At 50.2% G+C, this 23858-nt stretch carries 28 protein-coding genes; 5 read left to right on the forward strand and 23 right to left on the reverse strand.

The genetic code is table 11. The annotated features are described in order from the left end of the window. The first annotated feature begins 402 nt into the window (after nt 1-402). Nucleotides 403-663: a 30S ribosomal protein S20 gene (gene rpsT, locus KZ771_RS07525; RefSeq protein ID WP_133540202.1), complete on the forward strand. Its 261-nt coding sequence runs from the start codon at nt 403-405 to the stop codon at nt 661-663. Between the two features lie 115 nt (nt 664-778). Here the strand turns inward: rpsT and KZ771_RS07530 are convergent, their stop codons facing one another. From KZ771_RS07530 to KZ771_RS07550, 5 genes are all read right to left on the reverse strand, one after another. Beyond that, complete coding sequence (locus KZ771_RS07530; protein ID WP_290652646.1) at nt 779-1309, reverse strand: hypothetical protein; 531 nt, start codon at nt 1307-1309, stop codon at nt 779-781. 327 nt (nt 1310-1636) lie between these two features. Continuing rightward, nucleotides 1637-1927: a hypothetical protein gene (locus tag KZ771_RS07535; protein WP_290652648.1), complete on the reverse strand. Its 291-nt coding sequence runs from the start codon at nt 1925-1927 to the stop codon at nt 1637-1639. A gap of 11 nt (nt 1928-1938) precedes the next feature. Next, entirely contained in the window at nt 1939-2409 is a 471-nt protein-coding gene (gene fliS / locus KZ771_RS07540; protein ID WP_290652650.1) for a flagellar export chaperone FliS, read from the reverse strand. Between the two features lie 22 nt (nt 2410-2431). Continuing rightward, on the reverse strand, nt 2432-3817 hold the full coding sequence (fliD, locus tag KZ771_RS07545; protein WP_290652652.1) for a flagellar filament capping protein FliD: 1386 nt from the start codon (nt 3815-3817) through the stop codon (nt 2432-2434). A 12-nt stretch (nt 3818-3829) separates the two neighbouring features. Then, nucleotides 3830-4267 carry a flagellar protein FlaG gene (locus tag KZ771_RS07550; protein WP_290652654.1) on the reverse strand — a complete coding sequence of 146 codons (438 nt, stop codon included), beginning with the start codon at nt 4265-4267 and terminating at the stop codon, nt 3830-3832. 85 nt (nt 4268-4352) lie between these two features. Between KZ771_RS07550 and KZ771_RS07555 the strand changes: the two genes are divergently transcribed. Further along, complete coding sequence (locus KZ771_RS07555) at nt 4353-4550, forward strand: hypothetical protein (RefSeq protein WP_290652656.1); 198 nt, start codon at nt 4353-4355, stop codon at nt 4548-4550. A gap of 2 nt (nt 4551-4552) precedes the next feature. Here the strand turns inward: KZ771_RS07555 and KZ771_RS07560 are convergent, their stop codons facing one another. From KZ771_RS07560 to KZ771_RS07630, 15 genes are all read right to left on the reverse strand, one after another. Further along, a complete protein-coding gene (locus KZ771_RS07560; RefSeq protein WP_290652658.1) occupies nt 4553-4924 on the reverse strand; it encodes a four helix bundle protein in 372 nt (123 codons plus the stop codon). A gap of 454 nt (nt 4925-5378) precedes the next feature. After that, entirely contained in the window at nt 5379-6968 is a 1590-nt protein-coding gene (locus KZ771_RS07565) for a flagellin (protein ID WP_290652660.1), read from the reverse strand. 402 nt (nt 6969-7370) lie between these two features. Then, on the reverse strand, nt 7371-8585 hold the full coding sequence (gene flgL, locus KZ771_RS07570) for a flagellar hook-associated protein FlgL (RefSeq protein ID WP_290652662.1): 1215 nt from the start codon (nt 8583-8585) through the stop codon (nt 7371-7373). A gap of 6 nt (nt 8586-8591) precedes the next feature. After that, nucleotides 8592-10631: a flagellar hook-associated protein FlgK gene (gene flgK, locus KZ771_RS07575; RefSeq protein WP_290652663.1), complete on the reverse strand. Its 2040-nt coding sequence runs from the start codon at nt 10629-10631 to the stop codon at nt 8592-8594. A 90-nt stretch (nt 10632-10721) separates the two neighbouring features. Continuing rightward, the gene (gene flgJ, locus KZ771_RS07580; RefSeq protein ID WP_290652665.1) at nt 10722-11672 is read right to left on the reverse strand and encodes a flagellar assembly peptidoglycan hydrolase FlgJ; all 951 of its coding nucleotides are present in this window, start codon (nt 11670-11672) and stop codon (nt 10722-10724) included. Continuing rightward, nucleotides 11653-12753, reverse strand: coding sequence for a flagellar basal body P-ring protein FlgI (locus KZ771_RS07585; protein ID WP_290652667.1), 1101 nt, complete (start codon nt 12751-12753; stop codon nt 11653-11655). Before KZ771_RS07585 ends, flgJ begins: the two co-directional genes overlap by 20 nt. A 12-nt stretch (nt 12754-12765) precedes the next feature. Further along, on the reverse strand, nt 12766-13440 hold the full coding sequence (gene flgH / locus KZ771_RS07590; protein ID WP_290654823.1) for a flagellar basal body L-ring protein FlgH: 675 nt from the start codon (nt 13438-13440) through the stop codon (nt 12766-12768). 31 nt (nt 13441-13471) lie between these two features. Next, on the reverse strand, nt 13472-14260 hold the full coding sequence (gene flgG / locus KZ771_RS07595) for a flagellar basal-body rod protein FlgG (protein WP_290652668.1): 789 nt from the start codon (nt 14258-14260) through the stop codon (nt 13472-13474). A gap of 35 nt (nt 14261-14295) precedes the next feature. After that, nucleotides 14296-15039 carry a flagellar basal-body rod protein FlgF gene (gene flgF / locus KZ771_RS07600; protein WP_290652670.1) on the reverse strand — a complete coding sequence of 248 codons (744 nt, stop codon included), beginning with the start codon at nt 15037-15039 and terminating at the stop codon, nt 14296-14298. A 287-nt stretch (nt 15040-15326) separates the two neighbouring features. After that, nucleotides 15327-16706, reverse strand: coding sequence for a flagellar hook protein FlgE (gene flgE / locus KZ771_RS07605; RefSeq protein WP_290652672.1), 1380 nt, complete (start codon nt 16704-16706; stop codon nt 15327-15329). A 15-nt stretch (nt 16707-16721) separates the two neighbouring features. Continuing rightward, complete coding sequence (locus tag KZ771_RS07610) at nt 16722-17405, reverse strand: flagellar hook assembly protein FlgD (RefSeq protein ID WP_290652674.1); 684 nt, start codon at nt 17403-17405, stop codon at nt 16722-16724. A 26-nt stretch (nt 17406-17431) separates the two neighbouring features. Further along, complete coding sequence (flgC, locus tag KZ771_RS07615) at nt 17432-17884, reverse strand: flagellar basal body rod protein FlgC (RefSeq protein ID WP_290652676.1); 453 nt, start codon at nt 17882-17884, stop codon at nt 17432-17434. Between the two features lie 28 nt (nt 17885-17912). Further along, on the reverse strand, nt 17913-18311 hold the full coding sequence (gene flgB, locus KZ771_RS07620; protein WP_290654824.1) for a flagellar basal body rod protein FlgB: 399 nt from the start codon (nt 18309-18311) through the stop codon (nt 17913-17915). Nucleotides 18312-18595: 284 nt separating this feature from the next. Next, a complete protein-coding gene (locus KZ771_RS07625; protein ID WP_290652678.1) occupies nt 18596-19429 on the reverse strand; it encodes a protein-glutamate O-methyltransferase CheR in 834 nt (277 codons plus the stop codon). A gap of 36 nt (nt 19430-19465) precedes the next feature. Continuing rightward, nucleotides 19466-20410, reverse strand: coding sequence for a chemotaxis protein CheV (locus KZ771_RS07630; protein WP_290652680.1), 945 nt, complete (start codon nt 20408-20410; stop codon nt 19466-19468). Nucleotides 20411-20576: 166 nt separating this feature from the next. Here KZ771_RS07630 and flgA point away from each other — a divergent pair, with 166 nt between their 5' ends. From flgA to flgN, 3 genes are all read left to right on the forward strand, one after another. Next, nucleotides 20577-21290: a flagellar basal body P-ring formation chaperone FlgA gene (gene flgA / locus KZ771_RS07635; protein WP_290652682.1), complete on the forward strand. Its 714-nt coding sequence runs from the start codon at nt 20577-20579 to the stop codon at nt 21288-21290. Between the two features lie 96 nt (nt 21291-21386). After that, nucleotides 21387-21716, forward strand: coding sequence for a flagellar biosynthesis anti-sigma factor FlgM (gene flgM, locus KZ771_RS07640; protein WP_290652684.1), 330 nt, complete (start codon nt 21387-21389; stop codon nt 21714-21716). A 10-nt stretch (nt 21717-21726) separates the two neighbouring features. Continuing rightward, the gene (gene flgN / locus KZ771_RS07645) at nt 21727-22131 is read left to right on the forward strand and encodes a flagellar export chaperone FlgN (protein WP_290569921.1); all 405 of its coding nucleotides are present in this window, start codon (nt 21727-21729) and stop codon (nt 22129-22131) included. On the opposite strand, the gene KZ771_RS07650 is transcribed toward flgN, so the two are convergent. From KZ771_RS07650 to KZ771_RS07660, 3 genes are read right to left on the reverse strand one after another with little or no spacing between them, the layout of a single operon-like run. After that, entirely contained in the window at nt 22128-23108 is a 981-nt protein-coding gene (locus tag KZ771_RS07650) for a HipA domain-containing protein (protein ID WP_290652686.1), read from the reverse strand. The two genes, flgN and KZ771_RS07650, sit on opposite strands and share 4 nt — an antisense overlap. Beyond that, nucleotides 23108-23464 (reverse strand): HipA N-terminal domain-containing protein, encoded by a 357-nt coding sequence (locus KZ771_RS07655; protein WP_290652688.1) that lies wholly within the window; start codon nt 23462-23464, stop codon nt 23108-23110. Before KZ771_RS07655 ends, KZ771_RS07650 begins: the two co-directional genes overlap by 1 nt. 3 nt (nt 23465-23467) lie before the next feature. Beyond that, entirely contained in the window at nt 23468-23827 is a 360-nt protein-coding gene (locus KZ771_RS07660; RefSeq protein ID WP_290652690.1) for a hypothetical protein, read from the reverse strand. Between the last annotated feature and the right edge of the window lie 31 nt (nt 23828-23858).

Genomic DNA, 23858 nt, shown 5'->3' on the forward strand with positions numbered 1-23858 from the left:
CGGCTATTTGCGCCTGCGGCGCGGCTTTTTCGGCTCGCTTTGCTCGCCGAGGCAATTATGGTCTTTGTTGTGTGAGAAATATCGCAAATTTGCTATGCTTTTACAATTAGATGCTTAGCCTTTTGCTGTTTGGGTAACGCAAATAGTATTTCGCCCCCTCGGCAAGCGCAGCGAGCCGCAAAAGGCCGCAGCGGCCGAAGGCACGCTGCAAAAAGCCGTCGCGAAGCGGCAAATAGCCGGGCCGGAGGCCCAAACAGCCTCGGCGAAGCCGAAAACCGCCGCGGACGCAGTCCGCAAAAAGCCATCTTTTTTCCCGGATAGCTGTTGACTTTTCCGTCAGAAAAGGCATAATCTGCGGCCTTTATAAGACAAGCGTAAGTTAACGAATTTTAGGAGTTCACCTTGGCTAACATTAAGTCTGCTAAAAAGCGTGCGATCCAAGCCGAGAAAAATCGCCGCCACAATGCAAGCCGTCGCTCAATGATGCGTACATACCTCAAGCGCGTAAATGCTGCGATTGAGAGTAAAAACAAAGAAGCTGCAACTGCAGCACTTAAAGACGTAGCGCCAATGCTGGATCGTTACGCAACTAAAGGCCTGATCAGCAAAAACAAAGCGGCACGTCATAAGAGCCGTTTGAACGCTAAGATCCAAGCGCTTTAATCAGCATTCGCTGTTAACGGCGTTCCGCGCGATCGCCATTAACACTGAAAAAGCCGACCCACGGTAACGTGCTGGTCGGTTTTTTTGTTACTATCGCTAACTTCGATTAACTCAGTTAAGTATTCAATTCATCCAGTAACACATCCACCTTTTTCTTGACGCTCGGTTCTCTCAACTGTAAAGCTAGGTTTAAGTCGTTAACAAGCTCTGCATTTTGCGCCAGGTTCTGTGGCAATTTATCGTAATTCGAAAGCCACTCTGCTATCTCGCTCCATTGCCATAATGGCTGCTTACCTGAGAGACGATATAACGGGGAGGGAAAATCACCTTTGCCGCGTTTACCCTCCTTCAATAATGAAATTGATTGTTTTGTTAATCCGCTTCGTTCGGCAATATCACTGACCCCGACATAACCACCGGCATCCACCGATTTGACTCGACAACCTACTAGTGACTCTATTTGTTGAATAGCAGACAAGACGGCTTGCCTAAAACTTTCTGATTCGCGATCAAAAACCAAGTAAACAGTTCGTCCATAGAAGCAAACCAAAGCATCGTCGCAACCCGCTTCGTACAATTGATCTTCGAGTTTCGGCATCTCACTATTAACGCCATTTAGCACCAACGAAAAACTATAAACAGTCATATTGACTCCTCACAAACCATAACTTGCTTTACTATCCTTCGTGCGTGGGCTTTTGGATCTTTTGGCGTCGACCAAACACTTAATTGGTGCTGCCTGTGTCCTTTGGAGCATTTTAAGCGTCCAAATGCGTGACCTCGGCTCGGGATAAAGCGCCAGCCGTAAACTAATGCAAAGTTGATAGCCGCCTGAATTTCCTTATTAGGGTGCCTTTTGATAGAAACTCCATTATAGCTGCATGTTGACTTCTGTCAACATCATTGAGAATGGATTAAAGTCTAGTCAAATTTAAATGATGTAAGAGGAAATTAAGAGATAGCCTACATACAGCTATTTGGTATACGCCTTAACGCCTTTTTTGCTTTTGCCCAACTTATCTAATTGTTGTCGGGCGTCGCCGTGGGCATCACTAAGCTGTTGTTGATAGGTGGCGAGGGTCTGTTGGACATCCAGCAATAATTCGACCAGCGTCTGGTCCTGCTGCCAGTCATCCGGTAATGCGTTGATTGCCTTGTCTAACTGTTGCAGTGAGGATTCTGCCGTTGCGAAGTCTTCCTCAGCAACGGCTGTTTTGAATTGCTCAGCGAGGGCGCTGATTTTCTCTTGCGGGTTAGCAGCCATGTGTCAGCGACTTAGGCACTGCTGGCAATACGTTGCACTTCTTGCTGATGCGCCGCGTCTTCTTCGGCGTGCAACTTACCCAGTACTTCGTGGGCTTCCTGGCGTGCTTCCATCGGTATCTGATCCCACGCACTTTTAATCTCAATCATCAATGACATCACTTCGTCGATAATTTTCGTATCCAACTCAACCGAAGCAGTCATTAACCGGTCACTCATGTAGCCATATAAACCGATCAGATTATCGGTAGCATCGGCGCCGGCTTGCGGGTTCAGGCTAACAATTAACGACTCGAGGATCGCTTGAGCACGGCCAATATGGTGGCCTTTCTTTTCCATATTTTTATGCTCAATCGCACCTTTAGCGTAACTGCAGTTTTCCAGCACGCCTTGCATCAACATTTGAATGACCGTATACGGGTCAGCGTCTTCCAGGCGATTACGCACGTTGTCACGGGTGTAATTTTTAAGCTTGCTATTCATAACGAACCTCTATCGTTGCTGATTATTCTTTATTGCCGCCAAAGCCTGGCAGACCGCTCAACTGTTGGTCTAACCGGTTACTGGTCGACTGTAGCTGACCCAGTAAAGAGTCAAGCCCCGAATATTTCTGTCTCAGCCGATTTTCTAATTGCTCCAGACGCTGATTAAGCTGTTCGCGCTGGTCATCGACACGATCTAAGCGGTTATTTAATGAATCTGTTCGTGACTGCAGCGAACCACCAAAACTGGTATAGGTATCAACGTAGTCTTCGATGCGGGTTGCTAAACCATTTTCACCGGCAAATAACTTTTCAAAGTCACCAAAACGCTCATTCGCCACTTCACTAACACTGGTTAAGGTGTTTTCCTGCTGCAACTTGCCGTCTTCACCAATACCAAAACCGGCGTTAAACATGCTCAGACCACCGGATTCAGCACTTAAAAAGCGCCGCATCTGGTTTTCAATACTGCGTACCGTGGCATCGCCCTGGAACTGAGCGCCTTCCGCGCCCGCCTGATCAAGTAAACCAATGACACCATTATACGCCTTAACAAACCCGTCGATGTTTTTACGCACCGCGCTGTTGTCTTCAGCAATACGCATGGTGGCGGTTTCACCGTTCTGCGACTCGCCTTCGACGGTAATGGTTGAACCCTGAATGACATCCTCAAAGGTGTTATCAGCACTGGTTGCATCGATACCATCAACACGAATTAACGCATCTGTCGCCTGATCATCGGCAGCAATCGTCATCCCCCCGGCACCGCCCCCATTAGCGACTGTCGATAACGCATCAAAATCCGCATTGGTGTTGGTAATTTCAATATCATTGCCCGCACCGGTCTCTGACGAAGTGGCGACCAAGCGCGCTTCCGAGCCCGTGTTAATAATGTTGAAGGTCACACCAAAGTTATCTTCTGCGTCATTAACCTGTTGACGAATGTCATCTAATGTTGCATCGGCTGCTACGTCGACTGTGAAACTATTTTCTCCGGCCGTAAACGTCAGGCTCCCCGCCTGGGTGCTCACCACTTGATCAGCATCGGTAAAGGCGCCGATCGTTGACGTTGCACGACTGCCCTTCGCCATATTCACCACTTCGACGTCAAAACTGCCCGGCGCCGCATCACCGTCACTCGATACCGATATAATATCGCCCGACTCCGGTTGCGTTACCGTGGTTTTGTTTTGGCTGTATTGGTCAACATCAGCCAGTTTTGCTGCTGCATCTTTAAAGTCGGACATGACGGATTTCAGCTCCCCGATAAACGAGAGCTCCACCGACAAGTTACTTTCTTGTCGATTCAGGCGATTAACCTTAGGCGTTCGCTCGGCATCTACTGTTGCCTGCACGATTCCTTCTAAGTCTAGCCCGGATTGTGCCCCGAGGGATGAAATACTTGCCATAATAGGCCTCCTTTAAATACTGCTGTCGAACAGATTTCCGCTTCGACTATCTGGGTTATCGACCAATTCATCGATAGCTTTAGCGATCTTAAGCGCAACTTCCGATGGAATTTGCCGTATGACATCGCCGCTGTCTTTGTCGATGACCTGTACGACGGGGGATTCGTTATTTTCCTGCATCACAAACTGCAAGCTGGTATTGCGGATCGTCTCCGCTTTATTCAGCTGGTCAATTTGTTCGGCCAGCTGCGCCGAACTGGCGGTCGATTGCAACGATGCCTGGTCTTCTTTGGCGGCATCTGCTGCCGGCGCAGCATTATTTTGCTGTTGCACCGCCTTAACCGCACCAATGACCTGCTCGCGCAACTGCCCCCGCCCGGTGCCGGGGTCAGCCGCATTGCCGGCGTTTGCCCGCATCACATCGCGGCTACTGATTGTAAATTCACCCATAACCTTGTCCTCGCTTATTGTTGGTTATGATAGCTGTTTAGTGCAATAAATACACTAATACGTGTAGGTTATCGGCGGGGCGCTGATGAACTTTAGCGATTTGTTTGAATATTTTTTGAGCTTGGATGGCGGCTTCGCCGCCAGGCTGGGATGCGGCGCGCTGCGCTTGCCGCAGGCTGTGCGCATGTGCGCTTCGCGCCATGCGGCTGTGTACGAGCCGCTTGTGCACGGCCACGTGGAGCGTAGCGACACGTGCAAAGCCTGTTACGAGCGTAGCGAGTAACATCACAGCCTGCGGGCGGAGCCCGCATCCCGGCTCTGCTCGAGCTTCCCCCGAAGCCGCTGCAATCCAACATAAATCTGTCGTAATGCACGACGCCATTCTTCTCGCTTATCCGCCTCAATCCACTTTAATCCCAGCGCAATTTGCAGTTGTGTATCAAGTTCTGCGCATGAGCCGATGGCGTAATATAGGATTCTTCGTCGGTCAGCAGGAGTGTCTCGTGTCATTGCTTCGGCAATATTGCTGGGTATCGAAATGGCGCTTCGGAATACCTGATCCTTGAAACTGAAATTTTTGCTGTGTTGGAAAGCTTCCATTATCTCAATGGCGATATCAAGGGAGTGCTGCCAAAGCCAAAGTTTTTGATAATTCATTGTTTCTGTTGGGTTGTGAGGGGTGATTGCAGTTTAGGTGATGCTTTTTGAATTTGCGGATGATTGTGGTGTGAGATTTTTGAGTGGGGATGGCGGCTCCGCCGCCAGGCTGGGATGCGGCTCGCTACGCTTGCCGCAGGCTGTGTTCGCGTCCGCTTCGCGGCGCGAGGCTGTGTACATGCGGGTTGGATGGCGGCTTCGCCGCCAGGTCGGGATGCGGCTCGCTGCGCTTGCCGCAGGCTGTGTGCATATGCGCTTCGCGCCATGCGGCTGTGTACGAGCGGATTGTGCATAGCCGCGCGCCGCGAAGCGGTCGCGCGCACAGCCTGTTACGAGCGGAGCGAGTAACATCACAGCCTGCGGGCGCAGCCCGCATCCAAGCTCAGAGCAAAAAAAAACGGCCCCCGAAGGAGCCGTCTGTATTGCTTTAGACTGATTAAGTCATTGTAGGTTATTAACCCAACAGTGACAGAGCAGCCTGAGGACGCTGGTTAGCCTGCGCCAGGATAGTAGTTGACGCCTGCTGAATGATCTGCGCCTGAGTCAATTTAGCAGTCTCTGCCGCGAAATCCGCGTCACGTACACGTGAACGAGCTGCTGATACGTTTTCAGAGATATTGCTCAAGTTTGAAATCGTGCTCTCAAACCGATTTTGAACAGCACCTAAGTCAGCACGCTGACCATCAATTTGAGCAATAGCACCATCAATCACGTCAATGGCTGACTGAGCTCCGCCCTGAGTATCAATGTTAATATTTTCAACTGAATTGAGCTTTTCAGCAGTTAAAGTCGCATTATCATCAATAGCTGCAGTATTGAAACCACTGCTGGTGGCGTCTTTAGTCGTTTTAAAGTTCACTATGCTTGAATCAGATGAAACAGTCGCACTAGAGAAATCGAGGAAACCTGTCGTTTCCACGCTCGCTGATGCTGAAGCATTAGTTCCTGCTGTTACCGTTTCAGTACCACCTGTTACGTTGCCATCTGCATCGCGAGACTGGATGTTTCCGGTTAGCCCATCGGTACCACCACCAGTGATAGACATACTAATGTCCACATTGTTGCCGGCGCTATCGGTCACAATTATTCTGTCATCCGAATCGGTACCGGCGTTTGATTCTTGCGTTACTGTTATACCTTTTTCTTCTAACTCTGAGATAGCGGCTCCGTCTAACTTACTGAAGATATCTGCAACTGTCTCGTCTGCGTTTGGGGTTGCGCCTGCAGCGACTGTAATATCATCGGCGACAGTAACTCCTGCGATCGTTAGGGTTAACGAATCACTGCCGGTGGTGTTCGAACCAAATGATAGTTCAGTCACGTTCTGTGCGGCAACACCGGTAACCCCGTCAACTTTGTTTAATTCTCCCGCTAAGTCTTTTGCGGACATGCCGTTACTTAAACTTATGTCAGATGTAGTACCGTCGATACTAACTTCGAATGCATCACCTTCCCCGAATTCCAATGGTGTGGTTCGAGTCCCTGCTATACCAAGGTTGCTTATCGAGGTCCCGTCAATGCCCTTACCGACTGCGCCTATTGCTGAAGCTGAGATGTCTGCTAGCTCAAAACCAATTGTTTGATTAGACTGAGATCCTACTTGGAAGTCTCTGGAACCAAAACTGCCATCCAATAGGTTTTGACCACCAAACGAGGTAGTTTCTGAAATACGGGTTAATTCAGACTGTAAAGAAGAAATTTCTTTCTGCAACGCCCCCCGATCCTCATCACTGTTTGAACCGTTAGCTGACTGCAGTGCTAGTTCACGCATACGCTGCAAGATGTTGGTTGATTCTGACATCGCGCCTTCAGCGGTCTGAACCAATGATACGCCGTCGTTAGCGTTACGGGTGGCTACGTTTAGACCATTGACCTGTGAGGTCAGACGGTTTGAAATTTGTAGACCGGCGGCGTCGTCGGCTGCGCTGTTGATACGAAGGCCTGACGACAAACGTTCGAAAGCTTGGTCAAGCTTATTGCCTGATTGTACCAGCTGATTCTGTGCGTTGATCGAGCTGACGTTGGTGTTTACATATAAAGCCATGTTGCATGCTCCCTTAGTTTTAAACGAAAGCTTGGTGTTACCAAAGTTGTGTCGCCAAGCTGGAGGAACGATTCGGCGTCGTGTTTTGCCTGATTAAAATTTCCTCTCGTAAAGGGTATCGGCGAGGTATTAGGAACCTTTAGAAAATATTTGAATTTTTTTTGACCGGGGGGAATTCAGTGGGGATGGCGGCTTCGCCGCCAGGTTAGGATGGGGCTCGCTGCGCTTGCCGCAGGCTTTGCGCATGTGCGCTTCGCGCCATGCGGCCGTGCACAACCGACAGTCTGCATTCGTTTTGCTTTTACACAGCCACGCAGAGCGAAGCGATGCGTACAAGGCCTGGCGCAAGCGCAGCGAGCGCCATCACAGCCTGCGGGCGCAGCCCGCATCCAAGCTCAAGGTTTACTGCACGTAATCAAACAAACTCAACTGATTAATCCGCGAAAAAACCTGCTGCGAAGCCTGATACAAGGTCTCATTTTTCACCAGTTCAGTCACAGCTTCGTTATAATCCACATCGGATAGCTCGGCGCGGGCGGTTTGATTAACGACGTCGGATTCGCGGATGGATTCGCGGGTGGCTTCCATCACATTTATACGTGCGCCGATGTCGGCTTGGGTGCCGACGACGCTATCCATGGCGGTGTTCAAATCGTCCAGCGCCCATTGCGCTTGATCTTGCCACTGTCCATCGACGCCTTTACCTTCTAGTGCGCTGGCCAGGTCGCGGATGAGGGTGATGGCGTTTTGCGATTCACCGGAGTTATTGCCGATTTCGATGGTGTCGCCGTTAGCCGGCAGGTTTTCCGGATCAAACGACAGTTCCAGGCCGTTAAAGCTGAGTTTGCCTTCGCTCAATGTGCCCGTATCCAGTGCATTTCCGTCGCCGTCGGCGATGGTGTAGCCGCCGCTACCATCAAAACTGATCGCTAAGTCCGCCGATGCGCCGGCGTCTTGCTGGCCTTCAGTAAATGCCACGAAGGCGTCACGATCGGTCACTTTTAGCTTCTCTAACTGTTCAGCGCCGGCATCAACGTCTAAATCGACACGCTGAGAGACCGCTGCAAAGGGCTTGTTACCCGGTTCGTTAGCCGCTAATTTAAGGCTCGGTGATAGTTGTAACTCGCGCTGCCCTTGATCGCCGACATATTGATATGAATCAGTCGCGGTGTTGAATTCCATCGGTTGTTTACGGCTCTGGTAACCGGAAAACAGGTATTCACCCTGAGCGTCGCGCGAATTCGCTTGGTCGAACAATTGTTTTTCGATGGCACGGAGTTCTTTAGCAACGGCCTGGCGATCTTCCGGGCCGTAACTGCCGTTGATGGCTCCGGCGGTCAGTTCGCGTGCCCGCAGCATCGAATCATTAACGCTGTTTAAGGCCCCTTCTGACTGACGTAGACCGTTTTCCAGCGTGACACTGTTGCGCATAAACTGCTCGTTTTGCGCCAGCGAGTTATTAATGTTCATCACCTGTGCGTTGGCAATCGGATCGTCCGATGGTGATAATAATTTGGTTTGCCGGGTCAGCTGTTGCTGTACCTTGTACAACGCATTTTCGGACCGTTGCAGGCTTTCTAAACCGCGTTGATAGACTAAATTAGTACTTATACGCATCGCTGATTACCCCACTGCATTCAGTAAACTATCAAAGGTCCGCTGCGCCACGGTTATAATGCGGGCGGCAGCGTTGTAAGCACGCTCAAACTGGATCAGGTTGGCGGCTTCTTCTTCCAGGTTGACCCCGGATTTGGCTTCGTACATAGCCTGGTTTTGTGCTTCTATCGCTTGTGCTGACTGCAGTCGGGTTTGCCCTTGTGCGACAAAGCTACCGACATCCGACACCACGCGCGAATAGCTTTCGGCAAAGGTCAGCGTCGGTTGATCATTATCAACCGCTGAGCGACGCACTTGCGCTTCCCGTTGTGTTTCTACCAGCGCCAGGCCGTTGCGGTTATCATCAAAACCATCGGTGTTGTATTCCAGGCTAAAGCTATCGCCGGCTTCTGGTGTGCCACTTAACGAGAACTCCACATCGACTGGCTCGTCGCCAAAGGGTGCGGGTGTCTGCTGTGCATTAGCCTGCGACACCAGATTTTCCAGCGAGTTGGTATCAAAGGTGATGGCACTGCCGTTTTTACGTTCAATGCTGACATTATACGTGCCGCCACTGACACTGTTGATGGCTGCGCCGATTGGTGCGCCATCGGCCAGGCTTCGGTTCGCTTTATCGAAAAAGTTACTGGTGCCGTTGATACCTTCAAGCTCTATTTGCGCTTCGCCTTTATTGCCATTGTCATTAGCCACCCGTATCGGCGATGCCAGTGCTAAGTCTTGCGGCCGTTCAATCGCTATCGCAATATCTTTGGCGATGTCTTCGGTGGGTTTGGCTAAAAACTTATCGCCGTCAGCCGCGGCGCTAAAATCATTTGATGACAACTGAATGCCGTATTCCGGCACGTCGATGGCGGTATCACCACCGCTAAAGTCGACTTCGACCGGTTCGGCGCCGGCAATCGGGTTGCCCTCGCCGTCAGCGGCGGTCACGCGAAAGGTATCGGCATCGACTTTTTCAATCAGTAGGTTGTCTGAGGTTAATTGCTCGCTGTTGCCTTCTAGCAGTTTAACGTTGATATTGGCATCGCCCTGGTTACCGGCAAAATCCAACCCGCGCACGCCGGTCTGGCTCAGGTCAAATAATTTGCTACCCAGCTGGTTGTCCAGATCCATGCCTTTTTGATTTTGTGTATTCATGACATCGGCAACACGCAGCGCCATTTGCCCGACCCGACGTTGAGTGGGTAACAACACATTATCGCGGTAATCTAAATAGCCACCAATTGCTGAACCTAATGAATCTGATTTTAACGAGAAGGTGGTGGGGTCGCCGCTATTGGTCGATTCAATACCTAACTGGATACGGCCGGTATCCGGCGCGCCGGATGTAGTGATGACGTTATAACGTCCATCTTTTAGCACCAATGGGCTGCCGTTTTTCAGGTTAATTTGAATGGCGTCGGAGTCACTGGGTACGACCGTAAAATCAACTAGCTCTGAGAGCTTCTCAAGCTCTTGGTCGCGCTGGTTTTTTAAGGCGTTGGCATCGTAGCCTTTAACTGCCGATGAGCCGAATTTTAATTCGTTATTCAGGTCGGCGATATTTTCGGCAATGGTGTTAATTTGCCCAACCGAATCGCGCACGCGCTCGTTAACGATCGTTTCTTGATCATTTAAATAGCGTGAGAAGTCGTTAATTCGCGTCATCATGCCATCAGCTTCGCTCAACACCACCTGGCGGTTGGTGATTGATGACGGGTCGTTATTGGCGTCTTGTACGCTATTAAAAAAGTTAGTGATCGACTGATTGATGCTGCTTTCGGTGTTACCCAGCAAAGAGTCTAATGGTTGTGCCTGATCTAAGCGCCCCTGCTGAAATGAGGTGTCCATGCGACTGCGGTTAAGCTGACCAAAAATGTATTCGTCTATCATGCGGCGTGACTCGACGTTACGTAGCCCACCATACTCATTACCAATATACTCCGGGCGCTCTCTGACATAGCCGGGGTTATTGATATTGTTGATATTTTGGCCGGTGATCTGCAATGCACGCTGATGCGCTAAAATTGCATTCTGACCTTTGCTTAACAAGTCAAATGACGCCATTAGGGTCACTCCTTAAATTACTGCACTATGCGTATATCGGCATCGCGGCAAAAAAGTTGAGCCTGGACGGCAACTTTTTGCCGCCTGCCGTTACAACCGTTGCATTATGGTTTTCAGTTTGTCGGCATAGTGCGGGTCGGTTGCATAGCCGGCTTGTTGCAGTTGCTCTGCGTATTGCTCAGGCTGTTCAGCAGCCACTGCCCGCTGGTAGCGGGGATGTTGTGTTATAAAATTAGCATAATCGTGCAGACTTTGCTCAAGGTTTACATAGCTTCTGAATGCGGCTTTTTGTTTGCCCGCGGTCATGCCGTCGTATTCCAGTGTGTTGACATGGGATTTGTCACCTGACCAGCGTTGATCGGCTTTAATATTGAACAGATTGTTACTGGAGCCGCCATGGCGTCCGGGCACGATGCGCTGGCCCCAGCCGGTTTCCAGTGCCGCTTGCGCTATCAGCGCTTTGGCCGGCAAACCGGTTTCGTCCGCCACTTGTTCGGCGTGCGGCTTAATCAGCGCAATAAAATCATCGACCGAATTAACCTGTTGCGGCTGCTGGCCGACCTTTATCGTATTAACCCGGTGGTCGCCGTAAAATAAACCGGCATCAACCCCGCCCTGATCACTGCGTGTTTTATTGCGATGCAGCACCGCAGCACGTGGGTCGGTAAGCTCACCGCCGACTCGTTCAGTGGTCTGAATACCGCCCTGCTGACTTAATTGCTTCACCATCAAGTCCGCTAGTCCCAGAGAGCCTTGGGACGACAGCTCTGAGGTTAATTGTTGGTCGTACATGTCACGGTACATATTGGTGTAGCGACTATCCAGAATATTGTCTTTAGCAAAGACCTCGTTGGCTTTGCGCATACTGCCCATCACCATATTCAAAAATATGGCTTCGAACTGTTGGGCTGCGGCCTTTAGCGCTTCATTTTTATCTTCGCCAAAGGCTTTTTCGCGCAAACTATCCAGCGCGTGGTTATCTAACGCGGCGGAGGCTTGTGCATTAACCCCGTGATTGGTATTAAATGACGATGAGCTCACCGGAAATTGCTCCTGCTTGCTTCAACGCTTCCAGCACGGCGATCATATCGCCGGGTGCCGCGCCGATTTGATTCACTGCTCTGACTAAATCATTTAATGTGGTGCCGGGTTGGAATACAAACATGCGGGCATCGTCCTGCTGCACATCGATAATACTCTGTGGCGTTACCACGGTTTCGCCATCGCCAAATGGGTTGGGTTGATCGACCTGGGCGTTTTCGGCAATGGTTACCTGCATATTACCGTGCGCTACCGCTGCCGGGCGTAGCTCGACGTTTTGACCCACCACCACGGTGCCGGTGCGGGCGTTGACGATGATTTTAGCTGAACCCATCGCCTGCTCGACCTCTAAATTCTCGAGTGTCGACATATAGCTGACACGCTGGCCTAAATCCCGCGGCGCTCGCACGCGCACCGAAGTCGCGTCGATGGCCTGTGCTGCTCCTTCACCAACTAAGCCGTTAATGGTCTCGGCGACACGTTTGGCGGTAGTAAAGTCCGACTGGTGCAGGTTAAAGGTAAAGTAATCACCATTGCCAAATGAGGTACGGATTTCGCGCTCGACACTGGCGCCCCCCGGGATTCGACCGACCGTTGGTGTGTTCACCACGATGCGCGAGCCGTCATTGCCCTCGGCGCCCAAACCGCCAACGATTAAATTACCCTGAGCGACGGCATACACTTCGCCATTGGCACCTTTTAAAAAGGTTTGCATTAAGGTACCGCCGGTTAAGCTATCGGCACTACCGACGGATGACACGGTTACATCGATTTTTTGGCCGGGTTTAGCAAACGGCGGAATAGTGGCGGTTACCGCCACAGCGGCGACGTTATTAATTTTCGGCCGCTCACCCGACGGCATATTGATACCAAAATTACCGAGCATGGTACGAAAGGTCTGGTCCGTAAAAGGCGTTTGTTCGCCGGTTCCGGGCAGGCCAACCACCAGCCCATAACCGACCAGCTGGTTATCGCGGATGCCCTGTACCGAGGCGATGTCTTTTATGCGCGAGGCCTGTACCGGCATTACCAACGATGCCAGGCTCAGCGTTATTAATAAAAATTTAAGAAACCGCAACATGCTCATACTCCCTTAAAACGGCCAGATCGGGCTATTGAAAAAGCGCGTCAACCAGCCCTGTTCTTGCGTGTTGGCCAGCGTTCCGGTACCGCTGTATTCGATACGCGCATTGGCTACCCGCGTTGACGGAATGGTGTTTTCAGCACTAATGTCCTGCGGTCGGATCATGCCGGTTAAGCGGATATATTCGTCGCCGGTGTTAATGCGCATCCATTTTTCGCCACGCACAATTAAGTTGCCGTTAGCCAGCGTACGGATAACGGTGACCGTGATCTCGCCATTGAGTTGGTTACTTTGATCGGAGTCACCCTCGCCGCTGAACGAGCGGTTGCCGCCAAAACTTGCGGATAAGGGGTTACCGCCAACGGTTACATCGCGACCAAAAAGCTGTGGGGTCGGCAGTGCGGTACTACTGTCTTTGGTGGTTTCGGTCGATGACGACTTACTGGCGGTGGTTCGCTCTTGTAAGCTCACCGTAATAATATCGCCCAGCCGTCGTGCTTTAATATCAGAGTAGAGGCTGTCTGCGTACTGCGCCTGAAACAGCGAACCATCTGGCACTACCGGTTGTGCGCGCTCTTCCGGTAGCACCGGCGCATACATGGGATCATCCGGCATGGGTTTCTGCCCATTGCTTGCACACCCGGTGATTACGGTTGCTACAAAAACTGCCAAGAGTCTACGCATCATATCATCCACCTATTCATTGACGCTCAGGTTAAAGTTGCTGATTGATGTAACTCAGCATTTGGTCAACCGAGGAAATCACTTTCGAGTTCATCTCGTAGCCGCGCTGTGCTTCAATCAAATTGACTAACTCTTCTGTCACGTTGACGTTAGAGGTTTCTAACATGCCCTGACGCACGGTACCGATGCCATCGACACCCGGCACCGATTCGAGTGGCGCGCCACTGACTGCTGTTTCTTTATACAAGTTTTGCCCGACCGGCTCTAAGCCCGCCGGATTAATAAAGCTGGCCAGGTTCATCTGCCCAATAACGGCGTTATCGGCGTTGCCCGGCTGACGCACGGTAACCTCACCTTCTTGCGAGATACTTAGCGAAATCGCATCTTCGGGCACCTGAATTTGCGGTTCGATGGGATACCCGTTACCCGAGGTCACCATGGTGCCTTCCTCGTTAACTGAGAACTGCCCGTTGCGGGTGTACGACAAGGTGCCATCGGGCATCAGAACCTGAAAAAAGCCTTTGCCGTTGATCATCACATCCAGTGAGTTATCGGTGGTTTGCACGTTACCCTGGGTATGTGACTTTTGCGTTGCCACCACTTTGGTACCCGCGCCCAACATCAATCCGTTGGGTAATTCCACGTCTTGTGCTGACTGACCGCCGGGTTGATTAACGTTTTGGTAAAGCAAATCCTCGAAAATGGCACGACTCTTTTTAAAGCCGACCGTGCTGGCGTTCGCCAAGTTGTTTGAGATAACCGAGATATCGCGCTGTTGCGCATCAAGGCCGGTTTTACTAATCCACAGTGCAGGATTCATCGTTATTCTCCTCTACCTATGATTAACTTAAGCGATTAACTTAAGCGCATCAGCGATTCAGCGCGTTGCGCATTCTCGTCGGCGGTTTTCATCATTTTGACGTTCATTTCGTACTGTCGTTGCAACATGATCATCTGGGTCATTTCGCCAACAGAATTGACGTTACTGCCCTCAAGTGCGCCGACTTCGAGTTTGACGTTGGCGTCAGCGATCGCTTGCTGGCCGTCTTTCAACTCAAAAAAGCCTTCATTGTTTTTCTTCAAATTATTCAGTGGCGGGTCCACCAGTTTAATCCGGTCAACAATCTCCATGGCATCTTCCGGCGCGCCCTGCGGGCGGATCGAAATATTGCCGTTACTGCCAATCGTTAACGAATCTATCGGCATTGGAATTAATACCGGTCCGGCATCGCCCATGACCGGGTCGCCGGATGAGGTCCGCAACATGCCGCCAGCGTCTATCTCGAGACTACCATTGCGGGTGTAGCGTTCGTTGCCGTTGGCGTCCTGCACTGCAAGCCAGCCTTGTCCTTTGACTGCGACGTCAAGATTACGACCGGTCGTTTGAATGCCGCCGTGGGCAAAGTTTTGCCCCGGGCTCTCAGTCAGTGCAAATACCCGCGTTGGCAAGCCTTCGCCAAACGCTTGCATTGATCTGGCCTGCTGCAAATCGGCTTTAAAGCCGGTGGTATTAACATTAGCCAGGTTATTAGCGCTTTGCGATACGGCTTTCATGTTCTCGTTGGCACCGCTCATGGCGATCCAAAGCATTTTGTCCATGATTGACCTCCAGCCAAAAATTTGTCACTTAGACGTTTATGCTTAAATGGAATGCAGAGATCGTGCCAATGTGCGGCTTCGCCTAGGTTCTGCTCGGCTGCGCCGAGGTTTTGGGCACCTTTGGCGCGGTTTTGTTCGGCTGCGCCGAGGTTGTGTGTGCCTGCGGCACGGTAGCCATAAAAAAAGGGCTTGCGGATGCAAGCCCCTTCATTGTGTTTAAACAGCCATCGGCGAGCGAAGCGAGCCGATAAACAGCCGCGACGAAGGCGCCGATAGTCGCGGTGCGACTATCGGATCTGCAAGATGTTCTGTTGCAGGCCGTTGTTGATTTCCAGTGCCCGTGAGTTGGCCTGGAAGTTCCGCTGGGCTGAAATCAAATCGACCAGTTCTTTGGTCAGATCGACGTTAGAACTCTCTAATGCAGAGGATTCTACAGCACCAAAGACGCCCGAGTTTGCCTCACCAGAGGTGGCAATACCAGATGCCTGACTCTCTGCCCATGACGCATTGCCTAACTGGGTAAGTCCCTGTTCATTGGCGAAGCGTACTAACGCGACTTTACCCAAATAACTGACATCACCATTAGAATAACTGGCTAAAATCAAGCCATCTTCAGCAATATCAATATTGGTTAAGCGACCGACGGTGGTACCGTCCTGCTCCAGTAAGTTAACACTAAAATCAGAAGCAAATTGTGTCGGCGCTGTTTCACCTTCAGAATCAAACTGATCACGGAAGAACACATTGATCTGTTGGGTGTCATCGGCGCCGTTGTTTAGCACACCTGAAAGTGACAACTGACCGGGCTCAAAAGTGCCGTTACCGTTAGCATTTAATGGTGAACCTGATTCATCAAAGCGAACACGAACACCGGTGGAGCCATTCTCTGCTGGCTCCGCGCTAGCACCGCCATTATCAAAGTCTACAACCTGGCCATCGACAGCGGTGTAAATATCCCAGGTATTATTCTCAATACTCGCTTGATTTGAATCACGGCGTACATAATAGGTGGTCAAAACGTGCGACTCACCCAACGAATCATAAATCGTTGTTGAGGTTGATGACGTGTAAGAGGTTGGGTCGTCAACACTAAAAGGATTACCCGGGACCGCTGTAGGTCCGGTACCTTCTGCCACTCTAACACCTGGCGCGCGTGCATCGAGGTTAAATGACTGATACTGGTTTTCGGTCGCAGACGGCGCCCCGGCAGAATCAGGAATACGAATAGGGCCTGATGCCGCCAGTGATGTTGACTGCGTCGCACCGCTATCACGATCAACCGGGAAGCCTTGTAAAAACTGACCCTGATTGTTAACGATATAGCTGGAGTCGTTTAATTTAAACGCGCCCGCTCGTGTGTAAGTAAAATCCTGGTCGGTCAGTCCTGAGGTCGTGGCAAAAAAGCCGTTGCCGCTAATCGCCATATCCAGCGAGTTTTGCGTAAACTGCAGCGTACCTTGACTAAACTGCTGAGCAACTGCCGCGGTGGCAGCGCCATTACCGGTCTGCTGGTCAGAGCCACTAAAAATACTATTTGCATAAACGTCAGAAAATTCTGCACGCGACCCTTTAAAGCCGGTTGTTTTGACGTTGGCAACGTTGTTAGACGTCACATCCAAATCTTTTTGTGCGGATGAAATACCGCTTAAAGCTATGCTAAATGACATAAGTCACCCCTTTGATTAACTAATCTCTGATACTTGACCAAACTTGATGCCGCCTAATCCTTCCAAATTAAGCACAACGCCATCGCCTGAGCCCATACTCACACTCTGAACTTTTGCTCGCATTTGTAGTGGCACTTCCACCCGTTCACCGCCGATCGTTGTTTGTGCGGTAAATGAATAAACACCCTCTTTTACCGGCTCGCCGGCTTCATTCATGCCGTCCCAGTTAAAATCATGGCGGCCATTGGCTAAATCACCTAAGCTGACCGTTTTTATCACCTGTCCGACTTCATCTTTTACCGTGACTTTGGTGTTATAGCCGGATTGCTCCAGTGCAATTGCTCCATCAGCGCCTTCACCGGCGTTAGCAAATGCTTTGTTGGATGGCACCAGCACATCACGACCCACCATGGTTGAAGCTTGCAGCGCCTGATTCGATGACATGTTCTGGGTAAACTGAGTAAACTGTTGCGACAGTTCACTGATGCCCTCAGCCATCGAAAAGTTAGTCATTTGCGAAATCATCTGATCATTATCCACCGGCTTGGTCGGATCCTGCATGTTCAGCTGTTCCGTCATCAGTTTGAAGAAGTCCTCTTGCTCGAGTTTTTGTTTTTCGCTCGGATCTGCAAACTGTGCTCCTTCCTCCCTTTTCCAGCGCATGCTGTCAACGTAGGAGTTGTTACTGACACTTTCCATCGTTTATCTCCTGTTAGCCTTGTCTACTAACCTTGACCAAGGCGTAATAAACGCTGAGTCATGGTTTTAGCGGTATCCGCTACTTGTACGTTGCTCTGATAAGAGCGTGAGGCGGAAATCATGTTGGCCATCTCTTCCATGGTGTTGACATTGGAGCGGTAGATGTACCCCTCGCCGTCAGCCATCGGATGATTCGGCGCGTATTCGATTTGTAGTGGTTTTTGACTCTCGACAATACCTTTAACTTTAACCCCCGCAGCCTGGCCTGCTTGCGACTGGTTGGTCAGGCTATCGCCCCGATAGCTACCTCCGGCATCGGCAAGTGCCGTTGCAAAAACCGGGTTACGGGCACGATAGGTATCATCCACGCTGCTGCTGACTGAGTTTGCGTTCGCCAAATTACTGGCGGTGGTATTCAGTCGCACTGACTGCGCGCTCATGGCTGAACCACTGATGTTAAAAATGTTGAATAAGCTCATGCTGACTTACCTCGATTGGTCTTTACCATTACTGGCCGCTAAGCGCTTTTTTGACACCACTGATCTTGCCGTCAAGGAAGTTCATGGTCATTTCATATTCCAATGCGTTCTGTGCATACAAGTTTTGTTCCAACTGCACATCGACCGTATTACCATCGCCCGTGTCCGGCTGCGTGGGTACGCGGAATTTTTCCTGCCCGGCCGGGCTGATTTCGACATTGAAGTGTTTTTCGTGGGTACGCGTTAGCTTATGATTTTCCATGCCACGCTGCGCTTGCTGCAACGCTTGCTGAAAATCGAGGCCTTTCGCTTTGTATCCAGGGGTATCGGCATTAGCGATGTTATTGGCAATCATCTCCGCACGCTGGGTACGTACGCCCAGTGTGTGCTGTTGGATGCCAAGGAGGTTATCCATGGTAAGTGCCATTTTTTCGTCTCCCGTGTTTTCGATAGGGGAGACTATGCAGAGATCGTGCCAATGTGTGCCTTCGGCACGGCTATTTGCAGCTGCGCTGCGGCCTTTGGCCCTGCGGGCGGCTGTTTGTGCCTGCGGCACGGCTGTTTTTAGCTTGCCTTCGGCCGCTAAGGCTATTTGCCTGACGGCGGTAAATCCTGTGCGCAGCACAAAAAGCAGCAACGAGCGCAGCGATGTTGCAAACAGCCGCCCGCAGGGCAAAAAGCCGCAGCGCAGCTGCAAAAGGCCAGTCGGCGTTAGCGCCGACGATAAATGATTCCCGGGTTGCAGCGGATCATTTCGAAGTCGTCGGTTAGACCGGAAATTGATTCTGATGCCCCCAGGAAGAGGTAGCCGCCGGGATTGAGGGATTGCCGGAATTGGGCAATAATTTTCCGCTTAACGTCGGCGGAAAAGTAGATGAGTACGTTGCGGCAAAAAATGATGTCGAATTTGCCGAGTAATGCGTAGCTGTCTAACAGGTTTAAGTGTCGAAATTGAACGAAGCTTTTTACTTCGTTCTTTACTTTCATGGCACCGGGTTTGCTGCCTTCGGTGAAGAATTTCTTTTGCCGTTCGGCCGATAGACCACGGGCTATTGCAAGGCTGTCATACTCTCCTACCGCACATTGGTCTAAGACTTTGTTCGATATATCTGTGGCGGTAATACGAATGCCGCCTTTTAATCCGCCGGGGTTTTTGGCTTTGTATTCCAGATAGGTCATGGCAATAGAGTACGGCTCCTGCCCTGAAGAACAGGCCGATGACCAAATTTTGACAGGTGCCGCATTGTTTTTAAATTCCGGCAGCACTCGGTTAGCCAGGATCTCAAACGGATAGGTGTCACGAAACCACAGTGTCTCATTCGTGGTCATGGCATCGATAACCGTAGCCCGCAGTGCACGCTCGCTGATCTTCATCGACTTCTTCACCAACTCGGACAGCGAGTCGATGTTAAATTTTGCCATTAAGGGGCTAAGGCGACTTTTAACCAGGTACATCTTGTTATCACCGAGCACGATACCGCACTGATGCTCTAAAAACTGACGAAACTCCTGGTACTCTGACTGACTGAGCTCTTTATTGGTCACGTTTTCTCTACTGCGTTGTTTTTATTCTGATTAAGCTTATTCAATATTGACGTCTGCTTCTGCATTAAGCCATTTTTTAACGGCAGTTGCCAGCTCATCGGGGTGGAATTTGGCGATAAAGTCATCGGCGCCCACCTTTTTAACCATAGCTTGGTTAAACACCCCACTCAACGACGTATGCAGAATAACATGAACACCGGCGAGTTTGGGATCGGCTTTGATTTCGGCAGTCAGGGTATAGCCATCCATAACCGGCATTTCTACGTCAGAGACCAGCACCGGCACGTGCGGGTGCACATCGCCATCGACTTCCTGAGCCTTTTCTTTTAACCAGTCCAGCGCTTCTTTGCCGTTCTTTTTGATTTCCATTGGAATATCAAGAGACTGCAATGCACGCTTGATCTGGCCACGCGCCACGGCCGAATCGTCGGTGATCAATATCGTCAAGTTTTCTTTCGCCACGTTAATGGGCTGATTAGCGACTTCTTCGCTGATGTCGGTATTAACCGGGGTGATGTCGGCCAAAATACGCTCGACGTCGATAATTTCGACCAATTCTTTGTCTATTTCGGTGACCGCGGTCAGATAGGCGTCACGGCCTGTGCCTTTTGGCGGCGGCAGGATCTCTTCCCAGTTGATATTGATAATGCGATCAACCCCTCCGACTAAAAAGCCCTGCACCGTGCGGTTATACTCGGCGATGATAATAAAACGGTTTTGAAGGTCGGTAATTTCCGGTCCCCCGGTGGCCATGCTCAAGTCAATAATCGAGATAGCCTGACCACGAATATGGGCAATCCCCCGAACCAAACGATTGCGATGTGGCATAGCCGTTAACTTGGGGCACGGCAGTACTTCGCGCACTTTAAATACGTTAATACCAAAACGCTGTTTGCCGGCCAGTCTAAACAGTAATAATTCCAGCCGATTTTGGCCGACCATCTGTGTGCGTTGGTTTACCGAGTCCAGGATACTCGCCATGTTCACTCCTTTTATCGGAGCAGGCTGACCGCTGGCATGCTCCTTGCTTAAGCTATTGTAACTCGTGGTGCCGTAACGTCAGTGACAAAAACTTGACGTTAATTACATTCTCTATTGTTAAAGAATGTGTCGGCAGAAGACCATTAAACCTTAGTGGAATTACACAATGATAATACGCAATAGCTTATTAATCAGTTTGCTTTTGATCATAGCGCATTCGGGCTCGGTTGCGAATGCAAACGAACGTAAAAGCGATAGTTTAGATCACAAAGCCTTGCAGACGTTGGCGCACGACTTTGTTAAAGCTCAGGTGACTGCGCCCGATAACGGTCGGGTCGAGATTGTGGCGAACAACCTGGATCCGCGTATGGTGGCCAAAAAATGCAGCGAGCAGCCGCAGGTCAGTTTTGCCTCTAATTCAGGGCTCGATAGTTATACCACGGTTGAGATACAGTGTGCTGCACCAACGGCCTGGCGTACCTATGTACCGGTTCGTATTTACCGCTATAAACCGGTGATTACGGCAGCGGTCCCCATGTCACCGGGGCATCTGGTGTCGGAATCTGATTTAACCACGCAAGAGGTGGATATTAATCGTATTCGGTCTAATGTTTTTACCTCAGCAGATACGTTAGTCGGCGCGCGGATCAAAAGACGCGTGCGCTCCGGACAGCCGATTGAAGCCAGCGACACCTGCCTTGTTTGTTCGGGGGAAAAGGTTACAATAGTGGCTAAAAGCAAGGCATTGCAAATAACAGCCAGTGGCAAAGCATTGGCTGACGGCCTGAAAGGCGAGTCGGTGGCGGTGCAAAACACGCGTTCTAACAAGTCGTTAGAAGCGATTGTCACCGGTTTAAACGAAGTGACCGTGCAGTTGTAATATGTCGACGGTCAAAAAAGTAGCAAAAAAGATTAAAGGTTTCTCGCAAAGTGTCGATAAGGGCACGAGAACTTCTATCTAGCGAGGCGAGACAATATGCCAATCAATATCAATAATGCAGGATTAAAAAACACCACGATCGACACCAAGACCAATCGTCAGGTCGATGGCGGTAATAATTCCGGCAACAGCCCGGCACCGGCTAAAAGTGGTGGTGATTCCGTATCGCTGACCTCTGAGGCGCAACAACTTAACGACCTGCAGGAAAAAGCGATGAACAGCAGTGGCATCGACCAGGCGAAGGTTGATCGCATTAAGGCGCAAATTGAAAACGGCTCATATAAGGTTGACGTTGACCGTTTGGCGTCGAAGTTAGCACAGTTCGAAGGCGACCTGTTTGGTTCGCAGATTGACGGCGACGAGTAACCGCTAATTTATGAGCGCTACCGCAACACCTGTTAACGAGCTTCTACAACAGCTGGCAGACTCGCTAGATGCCCTTGCTGCACTGCAACAGCAAGAACTCAAAGCCATTGTAGAACGCCAACACAGCAGCGTTGCGGATATCGCACAGCAAAAAGCGCAGCAGCTTGAGCAGGTATCATCGCTTGACGCCACGCTGCGTGAACATCCCGATGCAAACTTGTTAAAAGACGACGAAACCTTGGCCGCACAAGTGACTGAAATAAAACGTCAGCTAGCTGATGTGCAGCAGCAAAGTGCGGTAAACGAACGCGTTGTGCAATCTACCTTAAACAGCATCGAACAGCTCAAACAAGCCATCCTCTCAAACGCCAAAAAAGACAGCCTGACCTACAACGCCAAAGGCAAAATACGCTAGCGTTGCATTCGCCCAAGCCGCTCCTCTATATGCGCTTTTATGGCATCAGTTAATTGAGAAGAACAGACCGATTGATTTAGTACCTTTTCAACATTCTGACTCACTTGATTAATCATTTTCTGAATCAAGCGCTCACCAACCGTTGCTCCTAATCCAATCTTTTCTGCTAACAACACAAAGTCGGGTCGTGTGTAGTAGCCATATTGCTCGTAGGCGTCGCTAAATTCTGCATCAACTTCGGATGCCAATACACACAGCGTCAGATCCTCACCATAATAGGCCGGATAGGGTGCGACCGAGAGAATATCGTAGGCGGGCGTAAAGTCGCGCATCAAAGTGGAACGGTCGTCAGGCTTTCGGTACATCGAGAAGTTTTTTAAGTGCAGATCATTGTTGCCTATAAGATAGGCAAACAGGACTTGCTGAAAGCCTTTTAGCAACACCACTTTATTAGCACCACTGCATTGATAAAGCTGCTTTAGCGTTGTTTCGTAAGACAAAGCATCGCTACCTTTGTGTTTGGAGTTTATTTGACAAAGACTGGCCGCATCCTCAATAAAGTAGCGTTGCCGCGCAGGCTCAGGCTTTTTATTTGCTGGTTGCGCGAGTAAGTCGAATCGCCGGGTAACAAAACACAATTCCCCGTCTTCGAATGGCACCAGCGCATGCTGCGCTGTATCAATTCCCGTTACTGATGCCAATGTCATCATGCTGTATTCGTTTGCGGGCAATTCGGAAAATTGTTTTGGGCAGGGTTTAACGATAAAGTCGCCATCTTTATGGGCTGGCATCAGGCGATCGCCCTCACGCCGCATAAAGAGTTTGCGCTGCACACCGGAAACCGACTGACCATCCAGATACGCTGGTGCATAGTCATCAAAACTCGCGTTATCACCAACCACTTTCAGGCTACCGATTAATGCCGCATCGGCTGCAAACATTTTTTTAAAGTAGGCAGATGATTCAACAACAACCATCAGCTAGCCTCCCATTCTTCGACAACGAGTGGCAACACCGACAGCGCACCAATCAATTCCTCGCCATTAGCCAGCAGTAAGCCAAATTCGTCATTTTTATCTAATCTCGAGCGACTCGCCTGGAAGGTTTTGACCCAACCTTCGCTGACAAGGTTTTGGAAAAATGGCGGAAAGGTGTCAAATGTGAAAGGTTGCGCTCGCAAAGGGAAATGATGGCCAATGGGCACACCATCAGTTAAATATGACTCAGCATAAACAAATTCATATTGCTCAATCAGGCCCTCGCGCAACTCGGTCAAGTGACCTGCAAGTTTACCGTTCGCGTAAATCGCGCCTACTCGATTAACTTTAGTCACCAGTTAATCCTGCTCGGCAATAGGTTTAGGATTGCCACGAGCTATAACCAGCCGATAACCCATAGCATCAAGAATACTCGTAATGGTGGCAACACCTGCTGACCCTGGCCGTTGGCACGCTTTACTGATGGCATTTTTCGATTTTCCTGACAGCAAAGCCAATTCTTCGTTGGTGACCTTGTGCTCTTTCTTATATGCATCGACAAGATTGCCAAAGTCTTCAAGCTCACCCGCAACCTCTGTATCCTGAAGTTGCCCAGCCAGTTGTTCACGTAAACTGTTTAGTTCTCGTTCTTGATGCACACGATACTGTTGCAGAATTTCTTCAATTTGCTCGTGTTTAACCGTAGATAAATTAGCCATAAACACACTTTAATGTGATTTATTTACAATA

The sequence above is a fragment of the Idiomarina sp. genome, from assembly GCF_019431395.1.
In the GTDB taxonomy this organism is placed as follows: domain Bacteria; phylum Pseudomonadota; class Gammaproteobacteria; order Enterobacterales; family Alteromonadaceae; genus Idiomarina.